Below are 25,029 nucleotides of genomic sequence, written 5' to 3' on the forward strand. Positions count from 1 at the left end.
ATGAAAACGCCCCAAATACCACAATTAAAAACAATCTTCCTACTCGGTTGTTTTTTGCTAATTAACTTGGTAGCCTATGCCCAGGTTCCCGTTCCTTTTACGGTTCGCTATGAACGAAATTTAAAAGGAGATATGACGTTGATTTCAAACGGAATTGTGAACAGACAAACCAATTCCAACACGCCAAATGATCCGTATAATACGGTTGGAAATTCATCGGAATACAATGATAACCTCGATATGCGATACATTGATATTGATGGTGATCCAAGTACGTTCAGTTCAAGTAGTGCATCATTACTTTTGCCTGCTAGCGGATGTAACAAAATTGTGTATGCCGGATTATATTGGTCGGCAACTTATCGTTTTAACAACGGTTATTCCACTTCTCCGGGAGATGGTGATAATGTGCGTGAAAATGATTTTAACCAAGTGCGATTAAAATTGCCGGGAGGAGCTTATCAAAACATCACCGGACAATTAATTTTTGACGGATTTACAAATCCCGATTTTATTGCAAATAGTCCGTATTCTTGTTTTGCAGATATTACTTCATTAGTAACAGGTTTAGCCAATCCGGAAGGAGAATATACAGTAGCAAACATCAGAGCTACGCAAGGACAAATTAATGGAGGAGGAGTTTCCGGTGGATGGACAATTTTCTTTGTGTATGAAAATCCAACGATGACCGGAAAATTTATTACTGCTTATGATGGTTTCGCAGGAGTGCGTGCAACAATTGGTCAAACGGATATTTCTTACTCCGGATTTACAACTTTGCCACCGCCGTTTCCGGTAAGAGCAAAATTAGCATCAGCAGCTTTAGAAGGCGATAATAGAATTACGGGAGATCAGTTGTTATTTAGAGCTGACTCAAACGCAACTTTTACCGCGTTGGGAAATACATTAAATGTAACCAACAATTTTTTTAATAGTCGATTAACACTGAATAACACCGACTTTGTAGATAGAGTTCCAAACAGTTTAAATACATTGGGATACGATGGAGATATTATTACAGTAGCTAATCCGCTTAACAGTGTAATTCCGAATAATGAAACAGGAGCAACATTGCGAATTACCTCAACACAAGACACTTACTTTATGTTCTTCAATGCATTTAATATTGAAGTCATAGAACCGGATATTAAATTAGTAAAAACTGTCGAAGATTTAGCAGGAAACGACATCGGTGGGGCTGATGTTAACCTAGGGCAATTCTTAGATTATGTTGTTACATTTCAAAATGTGGGTAATGATGATGCGACCAACACAACCATTCGTGACATTTTACCAATCAATACCAGTTTTATATCAGTAGATTTAAGTGGAGCTCCTGGGGTGACTTTCACACACGATCCTGCTTTTGATGAATTGGTTTTTACTTTACCTAATAATTTAGTAGAAATAGGTGATCCTGTTTATACCATTCGCATTCGTGTGCAAGTGGCAACAACGTGTAGTGAATTGGAAGATGCTTGTTCAAATTTAATTCAGAATCAAGCTTATACAACCTACCGAGGCGTTTTAAATAACAATTGGATATCAAATGACCCAAGTTTTGCCGGACTGGACAGTTGTGGATTTGGTCAACCGGGTCCGGCGAATTTCTTGGTCGATATCGATGATTGTATTTTTGAAAACGAAGCCTATTTGTGTGGAACAGATATTACACTTACCGCAGCAAATGGTTATGAAACGTATACTTGGTACAATAGTGCCAATGAAGTAATCGGAAATACACAAACAATTACTGTTTCCAACGTGGGAACTTATACTGTGGTAAATACCGCAACTCCTCCGTGTATCGGAATCACTCAAACTTTTAATGTGTTATTATTTGGAGCAACACAAACCAACCCGGTAATTCCTTTTGCCGATGAGGTAGTAATTTGTCCAAATAATGGAGAACAATTGCCTTATATTTTCTTGTGTGGAACGAACGATAGTCAGCTCATTCAAACCGGAATCAGCGATGCAACCAGTATTGTTTGGGAAGTATTGAATGAAGCCAGTTGCCCTCCGGTTGGCATTGATACGTGTGCCAATAATAATCCGGCTTGTTCGTGGAATCAAGTAGGAACAGGTGCCAACTTTAATGTAACCACGGCCGGACAATATCGCTTGACGATTAATTATCAAGATGGATGTTTTACACGTTTTTATTTTAATGTGTATACGAATTTATTAGACATTCAATATGTAACAACTAACATACTTTGCAATACGCCGGGAAGCATCACGATTACTAATCTTCCGTCGGATTATCAATTTCAATTGATTGATCAGATGACCGGAAACATTTTAGTTCCTTACCAAAATAATCCTGTGTTTACTATTTCAGATGCGGGAGTTTATACGGTTCAAGTTACACAAATTGGTGTGACAGACGGATGTGTATTTGAATTACCAAACATCGGAATTCAACAAAATAATTTTCAAGTAAATTTGATTCCACAAAACACTAATTGTAATGGTTTTGGAAGTATTCGTGTGCAAGCAACTGGAGCACAGCCGCAATATCAATTTAGTATTACCAATCCAATTTCTGCAACAAGTGGATGGGTTGTTGATAACGATTATACCTTCAATAACTTAAATCCGGGAACTTATACGGTTACAGTTATTACAGAAGATGGTTGTTCATTTACCGGAACTGTTACAATTGAAGACCAAAATAATTTGGCCGTAGTAGCTACCGTTACACAAAGTATTGGTTGTAACGATGGTGAAATTACAGTAATTGGTTCAGGTGGAAACCCTCCGTATTCGTATGCTATTGGTACAATTGATGGTGTAGATCAAAACCCAACTTCTGGCGATTTTCAGCCGGAAAATACATTTATAATTACCACTCCGGGAACATATGCTTTTATCGTTGTAGATTCTAATAACTGTAGTGCTACTTCAAATCCGGTAACGATTACGATAACTCCAGATGTTGTTTTTACAACTTCAACTCAAAATGTTTTATGTAATGGAGGATCAAATGGTATAATCACTTACACCGTTACAAACACGAATGGTTTTCAAGTAACGTATCAATTACTTGATGAAAACGGAAACATCATCAGCACCAATAATTCCGGTATTTTCAACAATTTACCAGCGGGAGATTATACGGTTGTGATGATTCAAACTCAAGGAAGTACCGTTTGTGATTTTTCTACCGATTTCACAATTACTGAACCAACGCCAATGACTGGTGTTGCTGAAATTACCGAAAATTATACTTGTATTACCAATGCGGGAACTATTAACATTGTGCCGGGAAGTATCACAGGTGGAACTGCTCCATATCTATTTGGTATTGATGGTGTGAACTTTGTTTCTTCTTCGGAATTTGCAGGTTTAACATCAGGAAATTACACCATCTATATTCAAGATGCGAATGGATGTATTTTTACAACCAATACCATTTCCTTAGTTGCACCAAACCAATTAACGGATTTAACTTTCAGTGCAACTGCTTTAAAGTGCCCGGCACAAAATGCAACGGTTACAGTTTCAACAGTTGGCGGAACAGCTCCGTTTACTTATCAAATTATTGCTCCAGCCGGACAAATTGTGAACAACGGGACTAATCCTGTTTTTGCTGGATTAACTGCCGGAACATACACGTTTGAAGTAACTGATAGTAATGGTTGTACGTATCAAGAAACTTACACCATCAACCCGTTACCAATTATTGATGTAATTGGTCAAACGATTAGCAATGTGGTTTGTTTTGGAGCTTCAAATGGAGCTGTTACTTTTACAGTAACCAATTCAAATCCATATAATTATCAAATCGTAAATAGTGCAAATGCGGTTGTTGCATCAGCAAACAATTCAAATTTATCGACTATTTCGCTAACAGGTTTAACTGCTTCAACTTATACGATAACGATAACAGATACCGTTACTAATTGTACAGACACAGCAACTGCTATTGTTGAAGCACCAAGTAGTGCGTTGGCTTTCACATTTGTTGCCAATCAGATCAGTTGTAATTCAAACGGAAGTGTAATTATTACTGCTACCGGCGGATGGGGAAGTTATCAATACCAATTAACTCAACCTAACGGAACTGTTCTTGGGCCGCAATCAAATGCTACGTTTACAAATTTAACACAAGCCGGAACTTATACAATTTCGGTTAATGATATAAATGGTTGTGTTGTGAGCAACACATTCAACCTAACTACGCCAACAAATCCTGTTGCTGTAATTGCATCGTCATCCGATTTATGTTTTGACGCTAATGGGGCTACATTAGTAATTGCAGTGACGGGTGGTGTAGTTCCTTATACCTTCAGTATCAATGGAAATCCATCACAAAATTCAAACACATTTGCCAATTTAACTCCGGGAAGTTATACGGTAATTGTTACGGATTCGAATGGATGTACCTCCATTGTTTCACAAACTATTCAACCTGAATTAACAGGCGATTTATCGTTAACCAAAGGTTTGGATTGTACAGCATCTCCAAATGCTCAAATTTCAGCTGCAATCGCTGGTGGATTAGCTCCGTTTACCTATCAAGTTTCTTTCAACGGTGGAGCTTTTGGATCATCCACGAATGTGGTTGGAACTAACTTTGTATATTCTACTGCCAATGCCGGAAATTATCAATTTTTGATAACCGACGCACAAGGCTGTACTTTTACAAGTCAAACTATTACTGTTGAACCGTTGACATTACCTGAAATTATATCAGTTGTAGAATTACAAGGGATTTTATGTCACGGAGGAAATGAAGGAGAAATTCAAATCAATACCAATAATGCGGTTGGTTTGGCTCCTTTTGTTTTAGAAGTAATTAATACCACAACCGGTGTAAATTACGGAACTCAAACGTCGGGATTAACGGCCGGAAATTATCAAATTACATTAACTGATGCTAATTCGTGTACCGATACAGCATCTATTACATTGACTGAGCCTAATCCGATTGTTTTCACAATATCAACAGTAGATATTACGTGTAACAATCCGGGTGGTACTTCTTATGGTGAAATAATCGTGCAAGGTGTAGCCGGTGGAACAGCTCCGTATACTTATATTTTAAATAATAATTTCGGATTTATAGATTCTTATACTCCGGTAACCAATGAAAATCATTCATTCCAAATTTTAAGTTTCGGAATTTATAATGTGGAAGTTATTGATGCCAACGGATGTGTTTTACTAGTTGATAATATCATCATTGCTTCACCTCCGAGTGATTTGATTATTGATGTTTCTACTTCAACTTCTGATTGTGTGAACGGTGGAATAGCTGTCATTACAGTAACTTCTGCAGTAAGTAGTGGTTCGTATGAATTTGCTATTTTAGAAACGAATGTTTTACCTTATTCAACAAACTATCAACCGTCAGATGTTGGAACTCCGGAAACTTCTACTTTTACAGGATTAGTTCCGGGTGTAACATACACGTTTGTAGTGCACGATTTAGTAACCGATTGTTATTATTTTAAAACTGCTGATACACCAATCAACACCCCATCCAATTTAACTTCTGTGTTAGATGTGGTTGGAAATGTGAGCTGTACCGGAAGCAATGATGGTTTTGTGAATTTTACATTTGATAATTATGATGCTACGGCGACGAGTGTATCCTACGAAGTATTTAATTCTCAATCGAATATTTCTACCGGAATTACCGGAACATCGTCACCACTTGGTGGACCAATTTCTGTAACAAATCTTGGCCCATTAGCTCCCGGAATTTATTACATTTTATTTACTGAAAATGGCGGAACATTAACCGGATGTAGTAGTGCATCAGTACCGTTTACCATCTCTCAATCAACTAATTTATTGCAAGTAACTGCGAATGTTACCAGAAACGACAACTGTTTAAATAACAGAGGACGAATTACTGCAACAGGCCAATTTGGAACAGCTCCTTATCAATATCAATTGGTAGTTGCCGGTGATCCTGCTCCAACTGTTGCCACGTGGGCGGGAAGTGCAACCAATGTATTCAATGTTGAAGGCGGAAATTATGTAGTTTATATTCGAGATGCCAACGGATGTATTCAATCAGCACCTGTTTTTGTGCCAACAGATCCTTCTCCGCAAATTTCAGCTACTGTAACTAATTTATGTACAGCTGTTCAAGGCGATTTCACCATTGAAGTAACGTTAACAACTGCCGGAATTGCTCCTTATACATTTAGTTTAAACGGCGGAACCTTCCAAGCTCAAACAGTTCCAACATTTACTTATACTAATTTAAATTCAGGAAATTATTCAATTAGAGTGAGAGATTTTAACGGATGTATTCATACCGTAAACCTTACTATTCCTGCTCCTTTGAATTTAACCCCGTCTTTAACTGCTCAAACTTCTTGTGCTAATAACGATGGAATTATTACGGTAACTCCTTTCGGCGGAAGTGGAACTTTTACATACGAATTACAAAACAATGTAGGTGGTGTAATTGTTGCTGCTCAAGCTTCTCCGGTATTCAACGGATTGGCTTCAGGGAATTATGTGGTGGTAATAAATGATACAACCACAGGCTGTTCGGCTCAAGCTCCAATTGAATTAGAGCCTGCAACTCCTGTAACTTTTACTACTGTTCATAATGATGTAAGTTGTAATGGCGGAAATGACGGAAGTATTACCGTGACTTTACCGGCATCCAACGATAATCCGATTTATACATATGTTTTAACAGATGGTGTAAATGCTCCAATTTCTCAAAGCAATGGTGTTTTCACAGGATTAGCGGCTGGAAATTATACGATTACTGTGACTTCTGCCAGAGATTGTTCGTTACAAGAAATCATTGTAATTGATGAACCGGCTTTATTAACAGTTGCTGCAACGGCTACCGATTTTGCTTGTGATGCTTCCAATGTGGTTCAAACATCAACCATTACAGCCACAGCCAATTTTGGAACAGCTCCTTATGTTTACAGCATTAACGGAACGAATTTCTTCGCATCCAACACATTTACAATTGTAGATAATGGAAGTGTTCAAAACATTACTGTTACTGTTCGTGATGCAAATAATTGTTTGGCGACAACTGTTGTGAACATTAATCCGCTACCAACCATTACTGCCGTTACTGCAACAACGGTAACGAATTTAACGTGTACGAATGACGGAACCGTTCAAATTAATGTAACCGGAGGATCCGGAGATTTCACTTTTGAATTATTACCTCTAGGAAGTCAGCCTGCTATCACATCGGGAAGTGGTGTTTTCAGTGCCAATTTTACATTAACTGAGCCAGGAACCTATACTTTCCAAGTAACAGATAATGTAACAGATTGTTATTTTATAACAGCTCCTTACGAAATTGCACCTTTTGATACCATCGAAGCAACTATAATCAACTCATCTGGTGTAACTTGTTTTGGCGATACAGATGGAACAATCACCGTGAATATTTTAGGTTATGTTGGAAATGTAACCTATGATGTAATTGACATTCAAGGAAATACGGTTGCTTCCGGAAGCGGAAATACTGCCATAAATCCATTTATCGTTTCTGGATTATCAGGTGGAAATTATCAAGTGGTTGTAACGGCAACTGAAACACCTTTCTGTACAGCTACATCCAACTTTGCAGTAGTTTTTTCGCCAAGTGAGCCATTGGTTTTAACTGCGAATGAAACGGCAAATGTAACGTGTACAAATAACTTAGGTGAAATTTTTGCCAATGCAACCGGCGGATGGGGAACGTATCAATATGAATTGGTTAACAACATGACTTCAACAACTGTTCAACCTTTTGGGGCCAATTCCTTATTTACAGGGTTAGCTGCCGGAAATTATACTGTTTCTGTGCAAGATGCCGGAGGGTGTTTGGTAAGTTCAATTGTTATTTTGGTTCAACCGAGTTTAATTTCAGCAAATCTTACTTCTACCAACACAAATTTACTTTGTAATGGTGATACGAATGCTTCTGTAACAGCAGCAAATGTAATCGGAGGACAAGGAACGTATCAATACATTTTGAATACGTATGATTCAACCGGAACAACAATTGTAACTAGTTCAGGAGGACAAACGAGTCCAACTTTTGATGGATTAGGTGCCGGAATTTACAGTATCACCATCACCGACGGATGGAATTGTGATTTTACAACTAACATCATTACCATAACTGAACCAACAAGTGTTATTGCTTCATTAACGTTAACAAGTTCATTAACTTGTACAAATGATGCAGTAATCACTGTTTCTGCTTCAGGTGGAACAGCTCCGTATCAATACAGTACAGACGGAATCACTTTTACCAACACAACGGTTTACAATGTTGGCCCTGGAACGTATCAGTTTTTTGTGAGAGATGCAAACAATTGTACTGTGGTGCAATCGAATCAAATTACGATAGAAACTATTCCTGATTTAGAATTGAATTTGAATCTGAATAGTGCCAATATCAACTGTTTTGGTGAAAGTACTGCAACCATTATTGCTAACACAACAGGTGGTTTAGGAAATTACAGTTACACACTTTTAGATGGTGTGAATAACGTAATTGCAGGTCCACAAAGTAGCGGAATGTTTACTAACCTTCCATCCGGAAATTATATAGTTGAGGTGGATAGTGTAGATTGTAATGCAGTTTCATCAGTTATCCAAATCACTGATCCGCAAGAATTGATGATTTCAAACTTAACTGTCAATAATGTTTTATGTAATGGTGGTGAAAACGGAAGTATTGCCATCCAAACCACTGGAGGAACAGGAACAGTTCAATATGCGATTTCGCCTAACTTGAATCAATTTTTCAACACCGGAACATTCAACAATTTAGCTCCGGGTAATTATGATATTATCGTTCAAGATCAAAACGGCTGTTTTATTTTATTGGATATAGAAATCACAGAACCTGCTCCATTAGTTGCAGATGTTGATTTAACATCAGTAGTTCAAAACTTGTGTTTAGGTGATAATGACGGTTCGTTTACCGTTCTAATCACTGGCGGAACAGCTCCGTATTCAACCAGTTTGAACAACCAAGATCCAAGTGCTTTTGTTGAAGGACAATTATCGTTCTCAGGATTAGAAGGCGGAACCGATTATTTCATCTTCGTCAAAGATGCCAATGGTTGTGAAACAATTGCGTATATCTTCTTAAATGCTCCGGTAGAAGTAATCCCAGCCATTGAATCAGTTGTTTATAATTGTACAGGAAATGTGCCGGGTAACATCGTAACCGTTTCTGTCAATCCATCAGCTGTCGGAAATGTTCAATATGCTTTAGATGGTGGAACGTATCAAGCTTCAAATGTGTTTTTGAATGTTCCTGCAGGAAACCATACTATTTCAGTTCAACACACCAATGGTTGTACTAAAACAGTTGATGTGAATATCGAAGATAATCAGCCGTTGAGTGCAACTTTATCAAGTGTTCAAAACGTACTTTGTAACGGAGATTCAACCGGAAGCGTAACCATCGACGTAATAGGTGGAACCGGAACAATTGAATATGCAATTTCACCTAACTTAACCACATTTACAACAAACAATGTGTTTGCGAACTTAGCTGCCGGAACATATGATATTATCGTTCGAGATGGAATTGGATGTAGTGTAACGCAACAAGTTGTCATTACCGAACCAACTGTTGTGACTTCAAGTGTTTCTGCTTTAGTGCAAGAATTATGTACAAATGATGGTAACGCAAGCATCACAATTGCTGTAAATGGTGGCGTTGCTCCGTACTCAACAAGTTTGAATAACCAAAATAATTTTGTTGCGAATCAATTTACCTATTCTAATTTAACTGGTGGACAAACTTATACCATTTTCATTCAAGATGCGAATGGTTGTATTTCATCATTACCGGTAACATTAGATGCTGCAGTAACTATCGCTCCAAGTGTTGATGTAACGTATGTTTGTACAGGAAATGTGGTTGGAAATGCAGTCACAGTAAGTGTAAATTCAGCGGTTGAAAATGATGTAACTTACTCATTAGACGGCGGAGCTTTCCAAACATCAGCAACTTTCAACAATGTTGCAGTTGGAAACCATACCATCAGAGTGAGACATTCAAATGGATGTGAACAACAAGTTCAATTTACAATCACACCGTCAACTCCAGTTCAAGCTGTATTTACTCAAGTAGATGTAACTTGTCATGGTGAATCAACCGGTTCATTCCAAGTTTCAGCCTTTGGTGGCAGCGGACAATTAGAATTTGCTGTTTCTCCAAACTTAACTGTTTTTGGTTCAAACCAAACATTTACCAATTTACCAGCCGGAAATTACACAGTTATTGTTAGAGATGAAATTGGTTGTACTACCCAGTTAAACATCACCATTAACGAACCAACTGCATTAGATGTTTCCTTAGTAACCATGTTCCCTGATTTATGTGCTGGTGACAATGTGGGTGCGATTGAAATCGATATAAATGGCGGAACTGCTCCATATTCAACTAGCTTAAATAACGAGAACAATTATACTCCAAACCGTATTTTGTTTGAAAATTTAGCTGGCGGACGATCGTACACTATTTATATTAGAGATGCAAACGGATGTGTTACAACATTGGACGTTGATGTTGATGGAGGAATATCTATTTCTCCCGGAGCTGATATTGTGTATGGTTGTGTCGGCGATTCAGCTTTTAACACCGTAACCATTAAAGTTAATCAAGAAGTTCAGTCAGAAGTAACGTATTCGTTAGACGGCGGAGCCTATCAAACCGGAAATGTATTTACTAATTTATCAAACGGAAATCATTCGGTTACCGTTCTTCATGAGGATGGTTGTTCGGAAACGGTTGGATTTACCATTTCAAATTACATTCCGATTGCATTGACTTTAACTGAAACGTATCAAAATCAATTTACAGCAACAACAACCGGTGGAACTGGTGTTTATACCTACTATCTAAACGGCGTGAACTACGGATTTAATGATGTTTTCCAAATATTAGCTACCGGAACCTACACGGTGGTTGTAGAAGATGAAAACGGTTGTACTGCCGAAGCTCAGATTTATATTGAGTTTATCGACATTGATATTCCAAACTTCTTTACACCAAATGATGATGGTGATAACGATACGTGGGTTCCAGAAAATTTAGAAGGATTCCCAAAGGCACAAGTAGAAGTTTTTGACCGCTACGGAAGAATTATCACGCAATTTGGACACAAAGGCGAGTGGGATGGAACCTACAACGGATCACTGTTACCTACCGGTGATTATTGGTACACCATCACGCTAGACGGAGGAAGACAATTTGTTGGAAACGTTACCCTTTACAGATAAAAAAATTAAAAAATACCAACTCCAAATTGCCACAAGTTTGGAGTTGGTTTAACCCAAAAACCTACAACCATGAAAAAAATAGCCCCATTTTTCATTTTGCTAGCTTTTCTAAACGGAAAAGCCCAGGAATTAAACCTACCTTCTTTTACGCAATATTTAGCCGATAATCCTTTTTTGATTTCTCCGGTATATGCCGGAATTGGTGATAATGTAAAAATTAGAGCCAACGGATTTACGCAATGGGTTGGAATCAAAGATGCACCCGAAAATATGTCGCTTGCTGCCGATATGCGAATTCACGATCAATCAGGAATTGGCTTGTATTTGTATAGCGATAAAAACGGAAATACGCGTCAATCCGGAGCAAAAGTGAGTTTTGCTCATCATATTGTAATTGATAAATATGCAGAACAATTTGTTTCGTTTGGAATTTCGTACGCTTTAAATCAGTTTCGAATTGAAATTGAAAATTTTACTGGACAAGACATGACAGTTACCGACGATAGAAGATTAACCAATCACAATGTAGATGTAGGTTTTTTATATCGTAAAAATGGTTTCTACGGAAGCTTTACCGTTGCCAATTTATTAAACAAAAATTTAGATGTTTTTAATGATATTGAACCGTTGGAACTACGTAATTATCAAGTTTTTACAGGTTATAAATGGAGAAGTTCATCCAACAGCGATTTTGAAGTAGAACCTTCCGGATTTTTTCAATATTTTGAAAGTGATCAAAGATCAACAACAGATTTGAATTTGAAGCTGCGTTTTTATAACTTTGATGATTATTACTGGGCAGGTGTTTCCTATCGGTTTTTAAATGATCAATTGTTAGAGCCTTTGAATATTGGACCGATGTTGGGATTAAAGAAAAGTAATTTTTACTTCGCTTATTCCTATCAAATCACGCTCAACAAATTGGTGAATTACAATTCGGGTACGCATATGGTTACACTTGGTATAGATATTTTCCAAGGTATAAGCAACTGTCCGTGTACTTTTTAAAAACTACAAATGGGAACAATTAAATTACAAAACATCCGAACGTTTTCGTTTCACGGTTGTTTGATGGAGGAAAGCAAAATCGGCTCAGATTATTCAATTGATTTGGAAATTAAAACCGATATGCGAAAGTCGGCCATTTCCGATGAGTTACATGATACGGTTGATTATGTTCACCTGAACAAAGTAGTGGTGGAAGAAATGGCCATTCGTTCCAAGTTATTAGAACACGTTGCTCATCGTATTATTAAACGCATTTTTGACGAAATTCCGGCTGTTTCACGCGTAATTGTTTCGGTTTCTAAACTGAATCCGCCTATTGGTGGTGATGTGGAAGCGGTTACGGTGGTGATGGAGGAGTATAGGAGTTAGAAGGTTGCGAGTTGAAAAGTTGCGGGTTACAGGTTTTCCTGCGTAAAATTGTCATTCCGAAGAATGAGGAATCTCATAAATTTAAGATTAAGTTTACTTTTAAAAAAAGTTTTTTGAAGTTTAGCTTTTTAACTTTAAACTTTTTATTTACATTTGCCATCCGATTATAAGGCGTCGTGGCCGAGCGGCTAGGCACCGGTCTGCAAAACCGTCTACCCCGGTTCGAATCCGGGCGATGCCTCTAAATTAAAGCTTCTTGAAAAAGGAGCTTTTTTTGTTTCTATCATAAATGCAAAACCGTCTACTCCGGTTCTCCCGATAGCAATCGAGAGGGCGATGACTCTGAAAGAGTTGCTAAAAAGCAGCTCTATTTTTTCAATTAGTTTAAAAAAATCAATCAGAAATTCTAACTTGGATAAAACTAGCTTTTGGCCACATTGCATGCTCTTGTGGGATAACTCTATATTGAATTCCAGTAATTATTATTATTTCACCTTTTTTTAATTTCTTTAATTCATTAATAGTATCCTCATTAATAGTATTACCGTCTACTAAAATAGCAGGCTTTTTTGGTCTAACAATTACAAAATTTGTTACTTCAAAATTATAATCAAATAGAAAATCTTCAAAATGAACTGAAATTGTTGCATTTTTAAGTTGTGTTAAATTCATATTAACATAACAATCATAACAATTTCTATTGTCTATTTTAGCTAAAAGATGAGGGATATTTTTTATTCTAAAAACATGTTCTTCAACCACTTTTGAATCATCTTCTAGTATAATATCTAAAGTAACAACCATCTCATTTCCTTGTCCGGGAGCAATATAGTACTTACCATTTTCTTCTTTTACCCCTAATCCTGAAACAGTAAATGATTTTGCGTTTGGTACAGCAATTGAAATTGGATTTTGAATTCCTCTATAAACTACATTCAATTTATCAACAGAAACAACCCCTATTTTTGGTTTTGGAACTGACGCAGTATCATTTTGTGCCAGTAAAAATTGACAAAGAAGTAAACATAATATAAGGAGAAATTTTTTCATAACCATCAATCCTTCATCCTCTCCAACTTCTCCTTAATCATTTCCTTTTCCTTCGGAAAAAAACCTTGAATAATTAAAAAGAACCCGAAAATCATTAAAATTACACTGATAACTCGTTTGATTTTATAAATAATATAAGGCGTTAATCGATTTTTTAGTTGTTTGGCTAAAATAATTTTTACGACATCGGTAATCAAATAAGTGATGATAATAACGGTCATAAACAACACAATTCGGTCAGTTTCCATGTTCATTTGCGGACCAAAGACGATGATGATTCCCACCCAAAAACCTAATACACCAATATTGATGAAATTAAGTATGAATCCTTTGAAAAAAAGTCCTAAATAATTGTTTTTCGGGATTGAATCGGCTACAAATTCCGGGTTGAGGTTTTTCTTTTTACTCTTCTTTTCTTTTATAAAGGAAATTAACCCAAAAACAAACATAATTACACCACCAAAAATAAATAAACTCGGGTCGTCTTTAAGTTTTTCAAGCAATTGATTAGTACTGAAATAAGCAATCAGAATAAAAACCAAATCGCCAAAAACAACGCCAAAATCAAATGTCATAGCCGCTTTAAAACCTTTGGTAATACTGGTTTCTATCAGTACAAAAAACACGGGACCAATGGTGAAAGCCAAAAGAATTCCCCACGGAATGGCAGCTAAAATATCGTTAAGCATGAATGTTTGTTTCAGGTTTCAAGTTTCAGGTTTCAAGTTCAACCCAAACTTTCTAAATGCTAATTTAAAATTTAATATTCAAATTAACACATTTCTTAGTTCATTTCTTTAATTGAACCGCCTAAAACTGTTTTTTGATCAATTTGCTTTGGTTTTCCGTAGATGTAAATATAACCGCCGGCTCTCACTTTTGCATCCACATAATCAGTGGCGTGAATACTGGCATTTCCTCCCGCATTGATGCTCACGGTGGTTTGATTAGAATTAAATTTATTTGCATTTACTTCACCTCCGGAAGTAACGATAACCTCTTGATTTTGTGTAGTTCCGGTAATGTTTATTTTTCCGCCTGTTGATGCTTTGCTGTTGCATTTTTGTACATTTAAAGCAATTTTAATTTCTGCTCCTTCTTTCACATTTAAATCAAAATTGACTGCTTTTATTGTTTTTTCTGAATTTACATATGAACCTTCGCTGGCTTCTACACCTTCTAATTTTTTGTAGTAAACGGTGGCTTCAATAACTTCGCCTTTTAATAATTTGGTCAGCGGCATGCGGATTTTTAAATCGCCATTGTTATTAATCACTTCCACTTCTGCAGCTCTGGAACCTTTGATTTCCACTTTATTTTCGTTGGATGGAATGAGTTGAGCTGAGATTCTGTCAAATATTTTTACGTTTGTAAAATCGCCCGGACTTTTGGTGACAGTTTGAGCAAAAAGGGGAGAAGTTGTTAAAATGAAAAGGAAGATGATTTTTTTCATGATGTGATGATTTTGATGATTGATTAGCTCAAAAATAATACCATTTTATAAATTTAAATAGTAAGAATAAAACAATGTTATTATTTTACCATATAAGTCATTTAAGTTTTAGAATGTGAAAACTTATATGACTTATATGGTTCAATTATTTAAAGCTTTTTGTAGTTCTACAACTATTCTTTTCTTCTTATAAAATGAAAATCCAATTGTTTTTTAACTAAATCGGCATTTTTTACTTTAACGTATACTTCGTCGCCTAATTGTATAATTTTTTTAGAAACTTCGCCTACTAACGCATATTGCTTTTCATCAAACACATAATAATCATCTTTAATTTCGCGGATTCGCACCATTCCTTCGCATTTATTTTCGATGATTTCTACATAAATTCCCCATTCGGTTACACCGGAAATTACACCCAAAAATTCCTGATCTTTATGATCTTGCATGTATTTTACCTGCATGTATTTGATGCTGTCTCGTTCAGCTTTGGCAGCCAAATTTTCCATATCGGACGAATGAGCACTTTTTTCTTCATACAATTCTGCCGAAACCGATTTTCCTCCATCCAAATAATATTGCAATAAACGATGCACCATCACATCCGGATAACGACGAATGGGCGATGTAAAATGTGAATAATAATCAAATGCTAATCCATAATGGCCAATGTTTTCAGTAGAATAAACTGCTTTACTCATACTTCGTATGGTTAACGTATCAACTAAATTTTGTTCTTTTTTTCCAACTACATCATTCAATAATGTATTCAATGATTTGGAAATATCTTGTTTAGATTTGAAATTGATTTTATAACCAAACTTTGAAATTACCGTTTGCAAATTGATTAATTTATCTTCATTCGGTTCATCGTGAATTCTGTAGACAAATGTTTTCTTTTGTTTTCCTATAAATTCGGCCACTTTTCTATTGGCCAACAACATAAATTCTTCAATTAAATGATTGGCATCTTTAGATATTTTAAAGAAAACACCAACCGGTTCTGCTTTTTCATTTAAATTGAATTTTACTTCTACTTTATCAAATGAAATTGCTCCGTTTGCCATTCGTTTTTGACGAAGGATTTTAGCTAATTCATCTAATTTTAAAGTAGCTTCTACCACATTTTCATCGACTTTATAATCATTTCCGGTTAATGAAATTTCTGCCGGAATGATATCTTTTTTAGTTTCGATGATGTGTTGAGCTTCCTCATACGAAAAACGCTGATCAGAATAAATCACGGTTCTTCCAAACCATTGATTAACCACTTCTGCTTTTGGAGAAACTTCAAAAACTGCCGAGAACGTAAATTTATCCTCGTGTGGATTCAGAGAACACGCGTCGTTACTTAAAACCTCCGGAAGCATCGGAACAACACGATCAACTAAATAAACCGATGTGGCTCGTTTATAGGCTTCGTCATCCAAAATCGTTCCTTCTTGTAAATAATGGGAAACATCGGCAATGTGAATTCCTATTTCATAATTTCCATTGTCTAATTTTTCAAACGACAACGCATCATCAAAATCCTTCGCATCTTTTGGATCAATTGTAAACGTTAATGCTTTTCGCATATCGCGACGTTTGGCAATTTCTTTTTCCGTTACGGAAGTATCAATTTTGTTTGCAAATGCTTCTACTTCAATCGGGAAATCATACGGTAAACCATATTCGGCTAAAATTCCGTGAATTTCTGTATTGTGTTCACCCGGTTTTCCTAACACTTTGATGACTGATCCAAACGGACTATCGGCTTTAACCGGCCAATCTTCCATTTTTACTAAAACTACATCACCGTGTTCGGCATCACCAATTTTATTTTTTGGGATGAAAATATCGGTGTACATTTTAGCATTGGCAGTTGTTACAAACGCAAAATTCTTTTGAATGTCAATCACACCGACAAATTCAGTTTTGGCACGTTCTAAAATTTCTAACACTTCCGCTTCGGGTCGGCGAGAACTTCTTCGGTTGTAGATGTAGGCTTTAACTTTATCATTATCTAATGCATGATTCAAATTGATGAACGGAATAAACACATCGTCTTCCAGTTCATCACAAATAAAATAACCTGTTTTTCGGGAAGTCATATCGACGGTTCCTTCGTAATATTCGGCTTTGGAAACCATTTGGTATTTGCCAACTTCTACTTCGTGAATTTTATCTTGAGCTTTTAAAATTTTTAAATCGCGGATAATTTCGTTTCTGCTTTTAGTATCATCTAATTCTAAAATAACAGCTATCTGTTTGTAAGTGAATGATTTATTGGTTTCTTTTGACAGAATTTTAAATATCTGTGCGGTAAAATCTTTATTTTTTTTACCTAATTTTCTGGGTTTCTTACTCATAATTCTTTTCTAATAAAGGTGAAAATTACGAATAAGATAGCAGAAAATAGAATTTGAAATACAGATTTATTGAAAATATAACTTTTGTATCTTTATGCAAATTTGAAAAATGAAAGACTTTGTAACCGTTGCCGTATTTAATTTACCTACAGAAATTGCGGTTTTAAAATCTATTTTAGAAAACGAAGGTATTCAGTACTTTTTTGAAAATGAAACGATTGTTTCGATTGATCCTTTTGCCAGTATTGCTTATGGCGGAATTAAATTGAAAGTGCATAGAAATGATGTGGAATTTGTGAAAGGAATTTTGGATAATTTGGATAGTCATTTGCGGGTTGTAGAATAATAATTATGAAAAATTTATTTCAAATTGGTTCCGGTATTTTTATTTTTTTAATAGCATCTTCTTTCAAACATTTAGTAGAAGCTGTTATTTTCGATTTTCTATTAATTTTAAAAGTTGATCATCATTTAAATTTCTATTTGACAAATCTTGTTAGTTATTCAAGTCTTTTTATAGTACTATTAGTATTAGTAAAAAGGTTTGAAAAAAAATTGAAATTAAATTTTGAAAAAAAAATTCTTTTGAAATTATTCATAACTTACTTTTTAATTCAACTATTACAATTTTTCTATAGCTTTTACTTATCGGAATATTTATTTATTAATTACACAGAAAAATATAAACTACAATTCATAGAAACTATTACAAATTCTGCATTCTATATGACACTAAATCCAATTTTTATTTATATATCTCATATATTCATTTTTATTTTCTTTTATTTTAAAATAAAAAAGAACACAGATTTATAAATTTAAGAAATCTAAAAACCTTTTACCTTTTACCTCGAAATCAAAATAGTTTTCAACATTTATTAAATACAACAAAAAGAAAAATTAAATTAATTTAAAATTTATGATGGTTATTATAGCGTGTTCATTTGTACAATAACTTTATCTATTAAACTTGATTTTAAAAGTTGTTGTAAGTTATACAGACTTGTTAACAGGGTTACAAAAAGATAAAATGCTCAAAATGAAGAAAATTTTAGTTTTTATTAACAGTTGTTAACATCCAATTTTTGGTATAAAATATTAATAAGTTTGTTGTGAAAAACTGTTGAAAACCGACTTTAAAAAGTTGATAATTTTAAAGTAAAAAATCAAAACAAAAGTTGATTTATTCATTTCAATTTTTGATTAGAAAAAATTTCCATACTTCTTCAAAATACTTCTAAAATTCTATCCGAATTTATCAACAACCTATGTTAATTTAATGTTACCTCATTATCAAGCGATTATGAAATACTGTTAACAATGGAAAGATTTAACGTTTAGTTTATGATAATTATAAGATTATCATAGGTTTAGTGAAAAGTTAATTAAAAAGAGTTTATTGAGTTTTTTGTCATTCCGACGAAGGAGGAATCTCATCAAGTCATTCACATTATGAGATTCCTCCTTCGTCGGAATGACAAGATTGAGGGTAAGCTGCGACTAAAAACAAACAACAGACAACGTTTACACCAACTTCCACAAAGCCCGAAAAGTAGCCTTAATAAAAATCCATTTTGGTAACGTTAACATTACTTTTAAATCGGAGAAAATAGTGCCTTCTTCGTTCAAAAATTTGAAGATATTTTGAATGGAATTTTTTTGAAAAAGTGTTCCAAAAAGATGAGCTCCCAATTCATTATTTTGATGTAAAACTTCCAACAAAATTAAATCGTAAAACCAGTAACGATTTTTTTGATGAAATTTTGAGAGGTTTTGATTGTTTTTTAGAAATTGCACTAATTTTTCAGATTGTTTTTTACTGTTGAAAAAAGTAAAACCAGTGCTCGCTTTTGTCCAACCGCCGGCCGTTCCTATAAATAAAACGCGTTCCGAATTCTGTTTATGAAAAGGAAAACAAGTCATCGGAATGTTACCGGCTTCTTTTTCTACAATTTCATAATCGGTTATTCCTAAATTTTGAAGATATTTTTCAATTGATTTTTCGTAAATTGATTTTTCTAATAAATCTTCAGAAAACAACGTATATTCAAACAAAGCTTCGGTTTTTGAAGTTGGTAAAACATACATAAATCGAGTGTTTCCATCTTGTTCAATCGTAAAATCCATGAATTTAACTTCTGAATCATCAAAAATTGATTCTTTGGTTTTGATGAACCATCCGATGAAATGTTGTTTTAAATAGGGATACTTTTTTTGGTTGAAAAGAGAATTGACATCGAAAAAACTATTTAATAAAAAACTTCCGAAATAAGTTTGATTTTTTCCAGTGATTTCAACCGAATTTCCAATTGTTTTCCAATTTAAAATTTCATCATTTATAAATGTAAAATTAGATTTGGATGAAATTCTATCGAACACTAATTTATAAAAATCACTACTTCGAATCATTTTATACAAATAAGGATTCATTTCAAATGATTGTTGAAAATCCTGATTTCCTATAAATGCTTTTTCCCAAGTTTTGGATAAGATAGAATCGAATTCGCCATTTGGTTCTTCCCAAAAACACCACGTTCGGTCGTTTTGATTTTTAATTTCTTTGTCGATTATTAGAATCGATTTATCATCAAACCAAGGATCATTCGCCATCCGATATGCCGAAAGCAAACCGGATAAACCAGAACCAAGGATGATGTAATCGTATTTTTTTGACACGGATTTCAGTAATTTTTTTTACAAAGCTACGAATAGTGTTTTGTTTTGCCACGAATTTCACGAATTGGCACGAATTATATAAATTCAATTAATTCGTGGAATTAGTGAAATTCGTGGCAACTATTAAAATCTATTCTTAAAATTCTTAAAATCCTCATTCAACCCTTTAAAATCCAAAACACCTTTTCGGTTCTTCAAATGATCTAAAATAACGAATGATTTTTCAATCCGCAGTTGCGAACTTTTGTATTTATTAACCACGTGAATCAACGTTCGTTGTTTTCCGGGTGTGAGTTGATGAAATAAATTGCTTCCTTCGGGATCGCTGAAAAAAACTTCTTCCATTTCTTCGGATAATGGCATGCCGTATTTGCTCTCATCTTTCACTAATTCCACTTCCACATCATCATTCAAATGCAAATTCAGTTTTTTAGATATTTCTCTATTCAATAAAATGTAATGAAAAGTGACTTTTGGCAACATCGCACAATGAAAAGAAAAATTTTCGTTTAACGTGCAAACCACACGTTTGTCTTTTGCTTCTTTCAGCAATTTTTCAAAAACAGCGGGCGGAATTGGGATGTGTAATTCCCAATATAACGCATTATCATCAAACGAACAAACCTGACCGTTAAATTTCATCCTAACCTGATTGAATTTGATTATTTTTGTAAAGATAAAAATAACAACACAACTAAAATGAAAATCTCTATTGGAAACGATCACGCCGGCCCGGATTATAAAAAAGCCATCGTTGAATTTTTAGAAAAACAAGGTCACGAAGTCATTAATCACGGAACAAACTCAACAGATAGCGTTGACTATCCCGATTTTGGTCATCCGGTTGCCACCGATGTAGAAACCGAAAAAGCCGATTTAGGCATCGTGATTTGCGGCAGCGGAAACGGTATCGCAATGACTGTTAACAAACACCAAGGCATTAGAGCTGCTTTGTGTTGGACAAAAGAAATTGCGGCTTTGGCCAGACAACATAATGATGCGAATATTATTAGTATTCCGGCACGATTTACTTCCATTCCGCAAGCGGTTGAAATGGTAGAAACCTTTTTGAAAACCGATTTTGAAGGGGGAAGACATGCTAATAGAGTGAATAAAATAAGTTGTTCATAACAATTTAAACCATTAAGGAATTAAGGTTCATTAAGTTTTAGTTTCTTAATGTCACTTAATTTGTTAATGGTTTTAAAAAATAAAAAAATTAAATGTCCACCAATCCAAAGATTCACAAACATAATGTAAGAGGAAATAATTTAATTTATTCGATTTTACTCAATACATTGATTACGATTGCTCAAGTGATTGGCGGGATTGTTTCCGGAAGTTTGGCGTTGATTTCCGATGCCTTGCACAATTTTTCCGATGTGCTTTCGCTCATTTTTAGTTTGGTAGCTCACAAATTATCTCGACGAAAAGCTTCCATCAGTCACACATTTGGTTACAAAAGAGCTGAATTGATTGCTGCGTTTATCAATGCCTCCACATTGATAGTTGTGGCATTTATATTGATTTATCATGCAATAATTAAATTAGCACATCCTGAACCAATTGAATCCAGTTTAGTGATTTGGTTGGCACTTTTAGGAATTGCCGTCAATGGATTTTCGGTTTTATTACTTCGTAAAGATGCGGCTCATAATTTGAATATGAAGTCGGCTTATTTGCATTTATTCACTGATATGATGGCTTCTGTAGCGGTATTAACCGGAGGTTTATTGATGAAATTCTATCAAATTTATTGGGTTGATAGTGTGATGACTTTGCTGATTGCTGTTTACTTAATCATTGTAGGAACAGATTTATTTATAAAATCTACCAAAATGCTGATGTTGTTTACACCGGATACAATTGACATTAAAGAAATTGTTCGAGAAGTGCATCAAATCAAAGGAGTTGGAAAATTACACCACATTCACGTTTGGCATTTAAACGAAGAAGAACTGCATTTGGAAGCTCATTTAGACTGTGCAGCCGACATTAAAATGAGTGAATTCAACGATTTATTACACGAAATTGAAGAAGTGCTTTATGAAAAATTCAACATCAACCACGTGAACATTCAACCGGAATTTCAGAAAGTTGATCCGAAGGATTTTATTGTGCAGGATTGATTCTACTTTTACTAACAAAGAAATCACATTTTACCACTATAAATAACTATAATGAATCAAATTCAATATATTCAAAACGCCACACATCTTCCTGTTAAAGGAATTGAAAATACGTTACAACTTCTTTCAGAAGACTGCACGATTCCCTTCATTTCCCGATACCGAAAAGATCAAACCGGTAATTTAGATGAAGTTCAAATTGAGCAAATTTTTAAACTCAACAAACAATTTGAAGAAATCGTAAAACGAAAAGAATCAATTATAAAATCGATTGATGAGCAAGGTCAACTTTCGCCGGAATTAAAACTAAAAATTGAAAATTCTTTCGACTTACAGGAAATAGAAGATTTCTACTTACCCTACAAAAAGAAGAAAAAAACCAAAGCCGATACAGCACGCGAAAAAGGACTAGAACCTTTAGCGAAGATTATTATGGCACAAAACAGCGATGATATCGAATTCATTGCTTCAAAATATTTGAACGATAAGGTCGCTAATGAAGACGAAGCATTACAAGGAGCAAGAGATATTATTGCCGAATGGATAAATGAAAATAGCTTTATCCGAAAAAATTTACGACGATTGTTTCAACGAAAAGCGATTGTTTCAACAAAAGTGGTGAAATCCAAAAAAGAAGATGAAAATGCTCAAAAATTCAATCAATATTTCGATTGGGCAGAACTACTTTCAAAAACACCTTCACACCGATTATTGGCCATGTTGCGTGCAGAAGCAGAAGGTTTTGTGAAAATGAATATCGAAATCGATCCCGAAGGTTCGGGAGAAGAAGCTCTGGAATTCATCGAAAATAATACGATTAAAAACAACAAAGAAACGGCATATCAACTGAAATTAGCCATAAAAGATAGCTACAAAAGGTTGTTAGAACCAGCTATTTCCAACGAAACACTTCAAGAATTTAAAACCAAAGCCGATACAAAAGCCATTGATGTTTTTGCCCAAAATTTGAGTCAGTTGTTGCTTGCTCCGCCTTTGGGTGAAAAGCGAATTTTGGCTATAGATCCGGGTTATCGTTCGGGTTGTAAAGTGGTATGTTTGGATGAAAAAGGAGATTTGTTATACAACGAAACCATTTATCCACATCCGCCTCAGAATGAAAATGCAATGGCGATGAAAAAAATTCGTTCGATGGTTAATGCGTACAACATTGAAGCAATTTCAATCGGAAACGGAACTGCCAGTCGTGAAACGGAATTTTTCATCAAAAAAATTGCTTTCGATAAACCGGTTCAGGTTTTTGTAGTTTCTGAAGCCGGAGCATCTGTTTATTCTGCCTCAAAAATAGCACGAGATGAATTTCCAAATTATGATGTCACGGTTCGTGGTTCCGTTTCCATCGGAAGGCGACTTTCGGATCCGTTAGCAGAATTGGTTAAAATCGATGCTAAGTCCATTGGAGTTGGTCAATACCAACACGACGTCGATCAAACAAAATTAAAAGAAGAATTGGACACCGTTGTGGTTCGTTGTGTGAATTCGGTGGGTGTAAATTTGAACACCGCTAGTAAATCATTATTGAGTTACGTTTCCGGAATTGGCGAAAAAATGGCTGAAAACATTGTCAACTTCCGTTCTGAAAATGGACCGTTTGAAGATCGAAAGCAATTGAAAAAAGTACCGCGATTGGGCGAAAAAGCCTATCAACAAGCAGCAGCATTTATTCGTATTCAAAACGGAAAAAATCCGCTAGATAATTCAGCAGTACATCCGGAGGCGTATTCCATTGTGGAAAAAATGGCGAAAGATTTAAAAATTTCATTATCCGATTTAATTGGAAATAAAGAAAAAATAGCCTTGATAAAACCCGAAAATTATACCAACCAAACCATCGGAATTTTAGGAATAAAAGACATCTTAAAAGAACTCGAAAAACCAGGACTTGATCCTAGAAAATCAGCAAAGGTTTTCGAATTTGACCCGAATGTAAAAAAAATGTCCGATTTACGAACCGGTATGATTTTACCCGGAATTGTGAACAACATCACAGCGTTTGGCTGTTTTGTAGATATTGGATTAAAAGAAAGTGGATTAGTTCACATTTCGCAATTAAAAGAAGGTTTTGTCTCGGATGTAAATGAAGTGGTGAAATTGCATCAACATGTGCAAGTAAAAGTGGTTGAGGTGGATGAAGTGAGGAAACGGATTCAGTTAACTATGATTCTATAACTAAAACGTGTAATTTTTATACAATCGATTTTTAGGTTTCACCTAATTTTACCCATTATTAAAAAAGTTGTTTTTTAAATCTAAAAGACAACTTTTCATATTTTATAAAATTAAATAACTTAAAATCAGTTAATTAAAATAATTCGTTCTCCATCTTTCAACCGCTATTATATTTTATTTTTTATTCGGCATTTTTATTGTTTAGGATTAATCAACCATAAACTATTAAAACCAAGAAAAATGAAAAAGTTAATTGTAAGCGTAATGCTATTGTCAGGAGTATTTGTTTTTGCACAGGAAACAAAGAAAGAAGAAAAAAAAGTTGAGAAAACAGAAAAAGTAAACACAACAACAACGGAAAAAACAACAGAAGCTAAAAACGAAGTACAGCCCTTAAAGGCGGTAGACCCTAAAAAAGAAGCGGAAATTAAAGCCAAAAAGGAAGCTAAAAAAGAAGAATAAAATAATTAACCTTCATATATATTTGCTAAGTCGGTACTATAACATAAACTGTGTAAGTAGAAAAAATAATGGGGTTTTAAAACCCCATTATTTTTTTGTTTAATTTTAT

Annotated in this window: 14 protein-coding genes and 1 tRNA gene; 9 read left to right on the top strand and 6 right to left on the bottom strand. The window is 34.9% G+C overall.

Going from position 1 to position 25,029, the window contains the following annotated elements; all coding sequences use genetic code 11:
* The 4 genes from AC23MC_RS11690 (at position 1) to AC23MC_RS11705 (ending at position 12,853) form a co-directional block, all read left to right on the top strand.
* Positions 1-11,235, top strand: coding sequence for a T9SS type B sorting domain-containing protein (locus AC23MC_RS11690; RefSeq protein ID WP_487568537.1), 11,235 nt, complete (start codon positions 1-3; stop codon positions 11,233-11,235).
* Between the two features lie 69 nt (positions 11,236-11,304).
* Complete coding sequence (locus tag AC23MC_RS11695) at positions 11,305-12,243, top strand: PorP/SprF family type IX secretion system membrane protein (protein ID WP_487568538.1); 939 nt, start codon at positions 11,305-11,307, stop codon at positions 12,241-12,243.
* Between the two features lie 9 nt (positions 12,244-12,252).
* Positions 12,253-12,612 carry a dihydroneopterin aldolase gene (gene folB / locus AC23MC_RS11700; protein WP_487568539.1) on the top strand — a complete coding sequence of 120 codons (360 nt, stop codon included), beginning with the start codon at positions 12,253-12,255 and terminating at the stop codon, positions 12,610-12,612.
* Between the two features lie 170 nt (positions 12,613-12,782).
* Positions 12,783-12,853, top strand: a tRNA-Cys gene (locus tag AC23MC_RS11705).
* Positions 12,854-13,005: 152 nt separating this feature from the next.
* Here AC23MC_RS11705 and AC23MC_RS11710 read toward each other — a convergent pair.
* The 4 genes from AC23MC_RS11710 to rnr all read right to left on the bottom strand — a co-directional run bounded on the left by AC23MC_RS11710 (position 13,006) and on the right by rnr (position 17,466).
* Positions 13,006-13,662, bottom strand: a complete 657-nt coding sequence (locus tag AC23MC_RS11710) for a GldM family protein (RefSeq protein WP_487568540.1) — start codon at positions 13,660-13,662, stop codon at positions 13,006-13,008.
* A 5-nt stretch (positions 13,663-13,667) separates the two neighbouring features.
* Complete coding sequence (locus tag AC23MC_RS11715) at positions 13,668-14,351, bottom strand: LysE family translocator (protein ID WP_487568541.1); 684 nt, start codon at positions 14,349-14,351, stop codon at positions 13,668-13,670.
* A 95-nt stretch (positions 14,352-14,446) separates the two neighbouring features.
* Positions 14,447-15,115, bottom strand: coding sequence for a head GIN domain-containing protein (locus AC23MC_RS11720; RefSeq protein ID WP_487568542.1), 669 nt, complete (start codon positions 15,113-15,115; stop codon positions 14,447-14,449).
* Between the two features lie 173 nt (positions 15,116-15,288).
* Positions 15,289-17,466: a ribonuclease R gene (gene rnr / locus AC23MC_RS11725; protein WP_487568543.1), complete on the bottom strand. Its 2,178-nt coding sequence runs from the start codon at positions 17,464-17,466 to the stop codon at positions 15,289-15,291.
* A 109-nt stretch (positions 17,467-17,575) separates the two neighbouring features.
* Here rnr and AC23MC_RS11730 point away from each other — a divergent pair, with 109 nt between their 5' ends.
* Positions 17,576-17,812 carry a DUF2007 domain-containing protein gene (locus AC23MC_RS11730; protein WP_487568544.1) on the top strand — a complete coding sequence of 79 codons (237 nt, stop codon included), beginning with the start codon at positions 17,576-17,578 and terminating at the stop codon, positions 17,810-17,812.
* Between the two features lie 1,178 nt (positions 17,813-18,990).
* On the opposite strand, the gene AC23MC_RS11735 is transcribed toward AC23MC_RS11730, so the two are convergent.
* Positions 18,991-20,142: a lycopene cyclase family protein gene (locus AC23MC_RS11735; RefSeq protein ID WP_487568545.1), complete on the bottom strand. Its 1,152-nt coding sequence runs from the start codon at positions 20,140-20,142 to the stop codon at positions 18,991-18,993.
* Between the two features lie 123 nt (positions 20,143-20,265).
* Positions 20,266-20,784 (bottom strand): DUF1905 domain-containing protein, encoded by a 519-nt coding sequence (locus tag AC23MC_RS11740; protein WP_487568546.1) that lies wholly within the window; start codon positions 20,782-20,784, stop codon positions 20,266-20,268.
* Between the two features lie 57 nt (positions 20,785-20,841).
* On the opposite strand from AC23MC_RS11740, the gene rpiB reads away from it, so the two are divergent.
* From rpiB to AC23MC_RS11760, 4 genes are all read left to right on the top strand, one after another.
* On the top strand, positions 20,842-21,273 hold the full coding sequence (gene rpiB, locus AC23MC_RS11745; protein WP_487568547.1) for a ribose 5-phosphate isomerase B: 432 nt from the start codon (positions 20,842-20,844) through the stop codon (positions 21,271-21,273).
* Positions 21,274-21,365: 92 nt separating this feature from the next.
* Entirely contained in the window at positions 21,366-22,271 is a 906-nt protein-coding gene (locus AC23MC_RS11750) for a cation diffusion facilitator family transporter (RefSeq protein ID WP_487568548.1), read from the top strand.
* Positions 22,272-22,322: 51 nt separating this feature from the next.
* On the top strand, positions 22,323-24,458 hold the full coding sequence (locus AC23MC_RS11755) for a Tex family protein (protein WP_487568549.1): 2,136 nt from the start codon (positions 22,323-22,325) through the stop codon (positions 24,456-24,458).
* 240 nt (positions 24,459-24,698) lie between these two features.
* Positions 24,699-24,920, top strand: a complete 222-nt coding sequence (locus AC23MC_RS11760) for a hypothetical protein (protein WP_487568550.1) — start codon at positions 24,699-24,701, stop codon at positions 24,918-24,920.
* Positions 24,921-25,029: the final 109 nt, after the last annotated feature.

The organism is Flavobacterium sp. T50_26 (assembly GCF_057652995.1).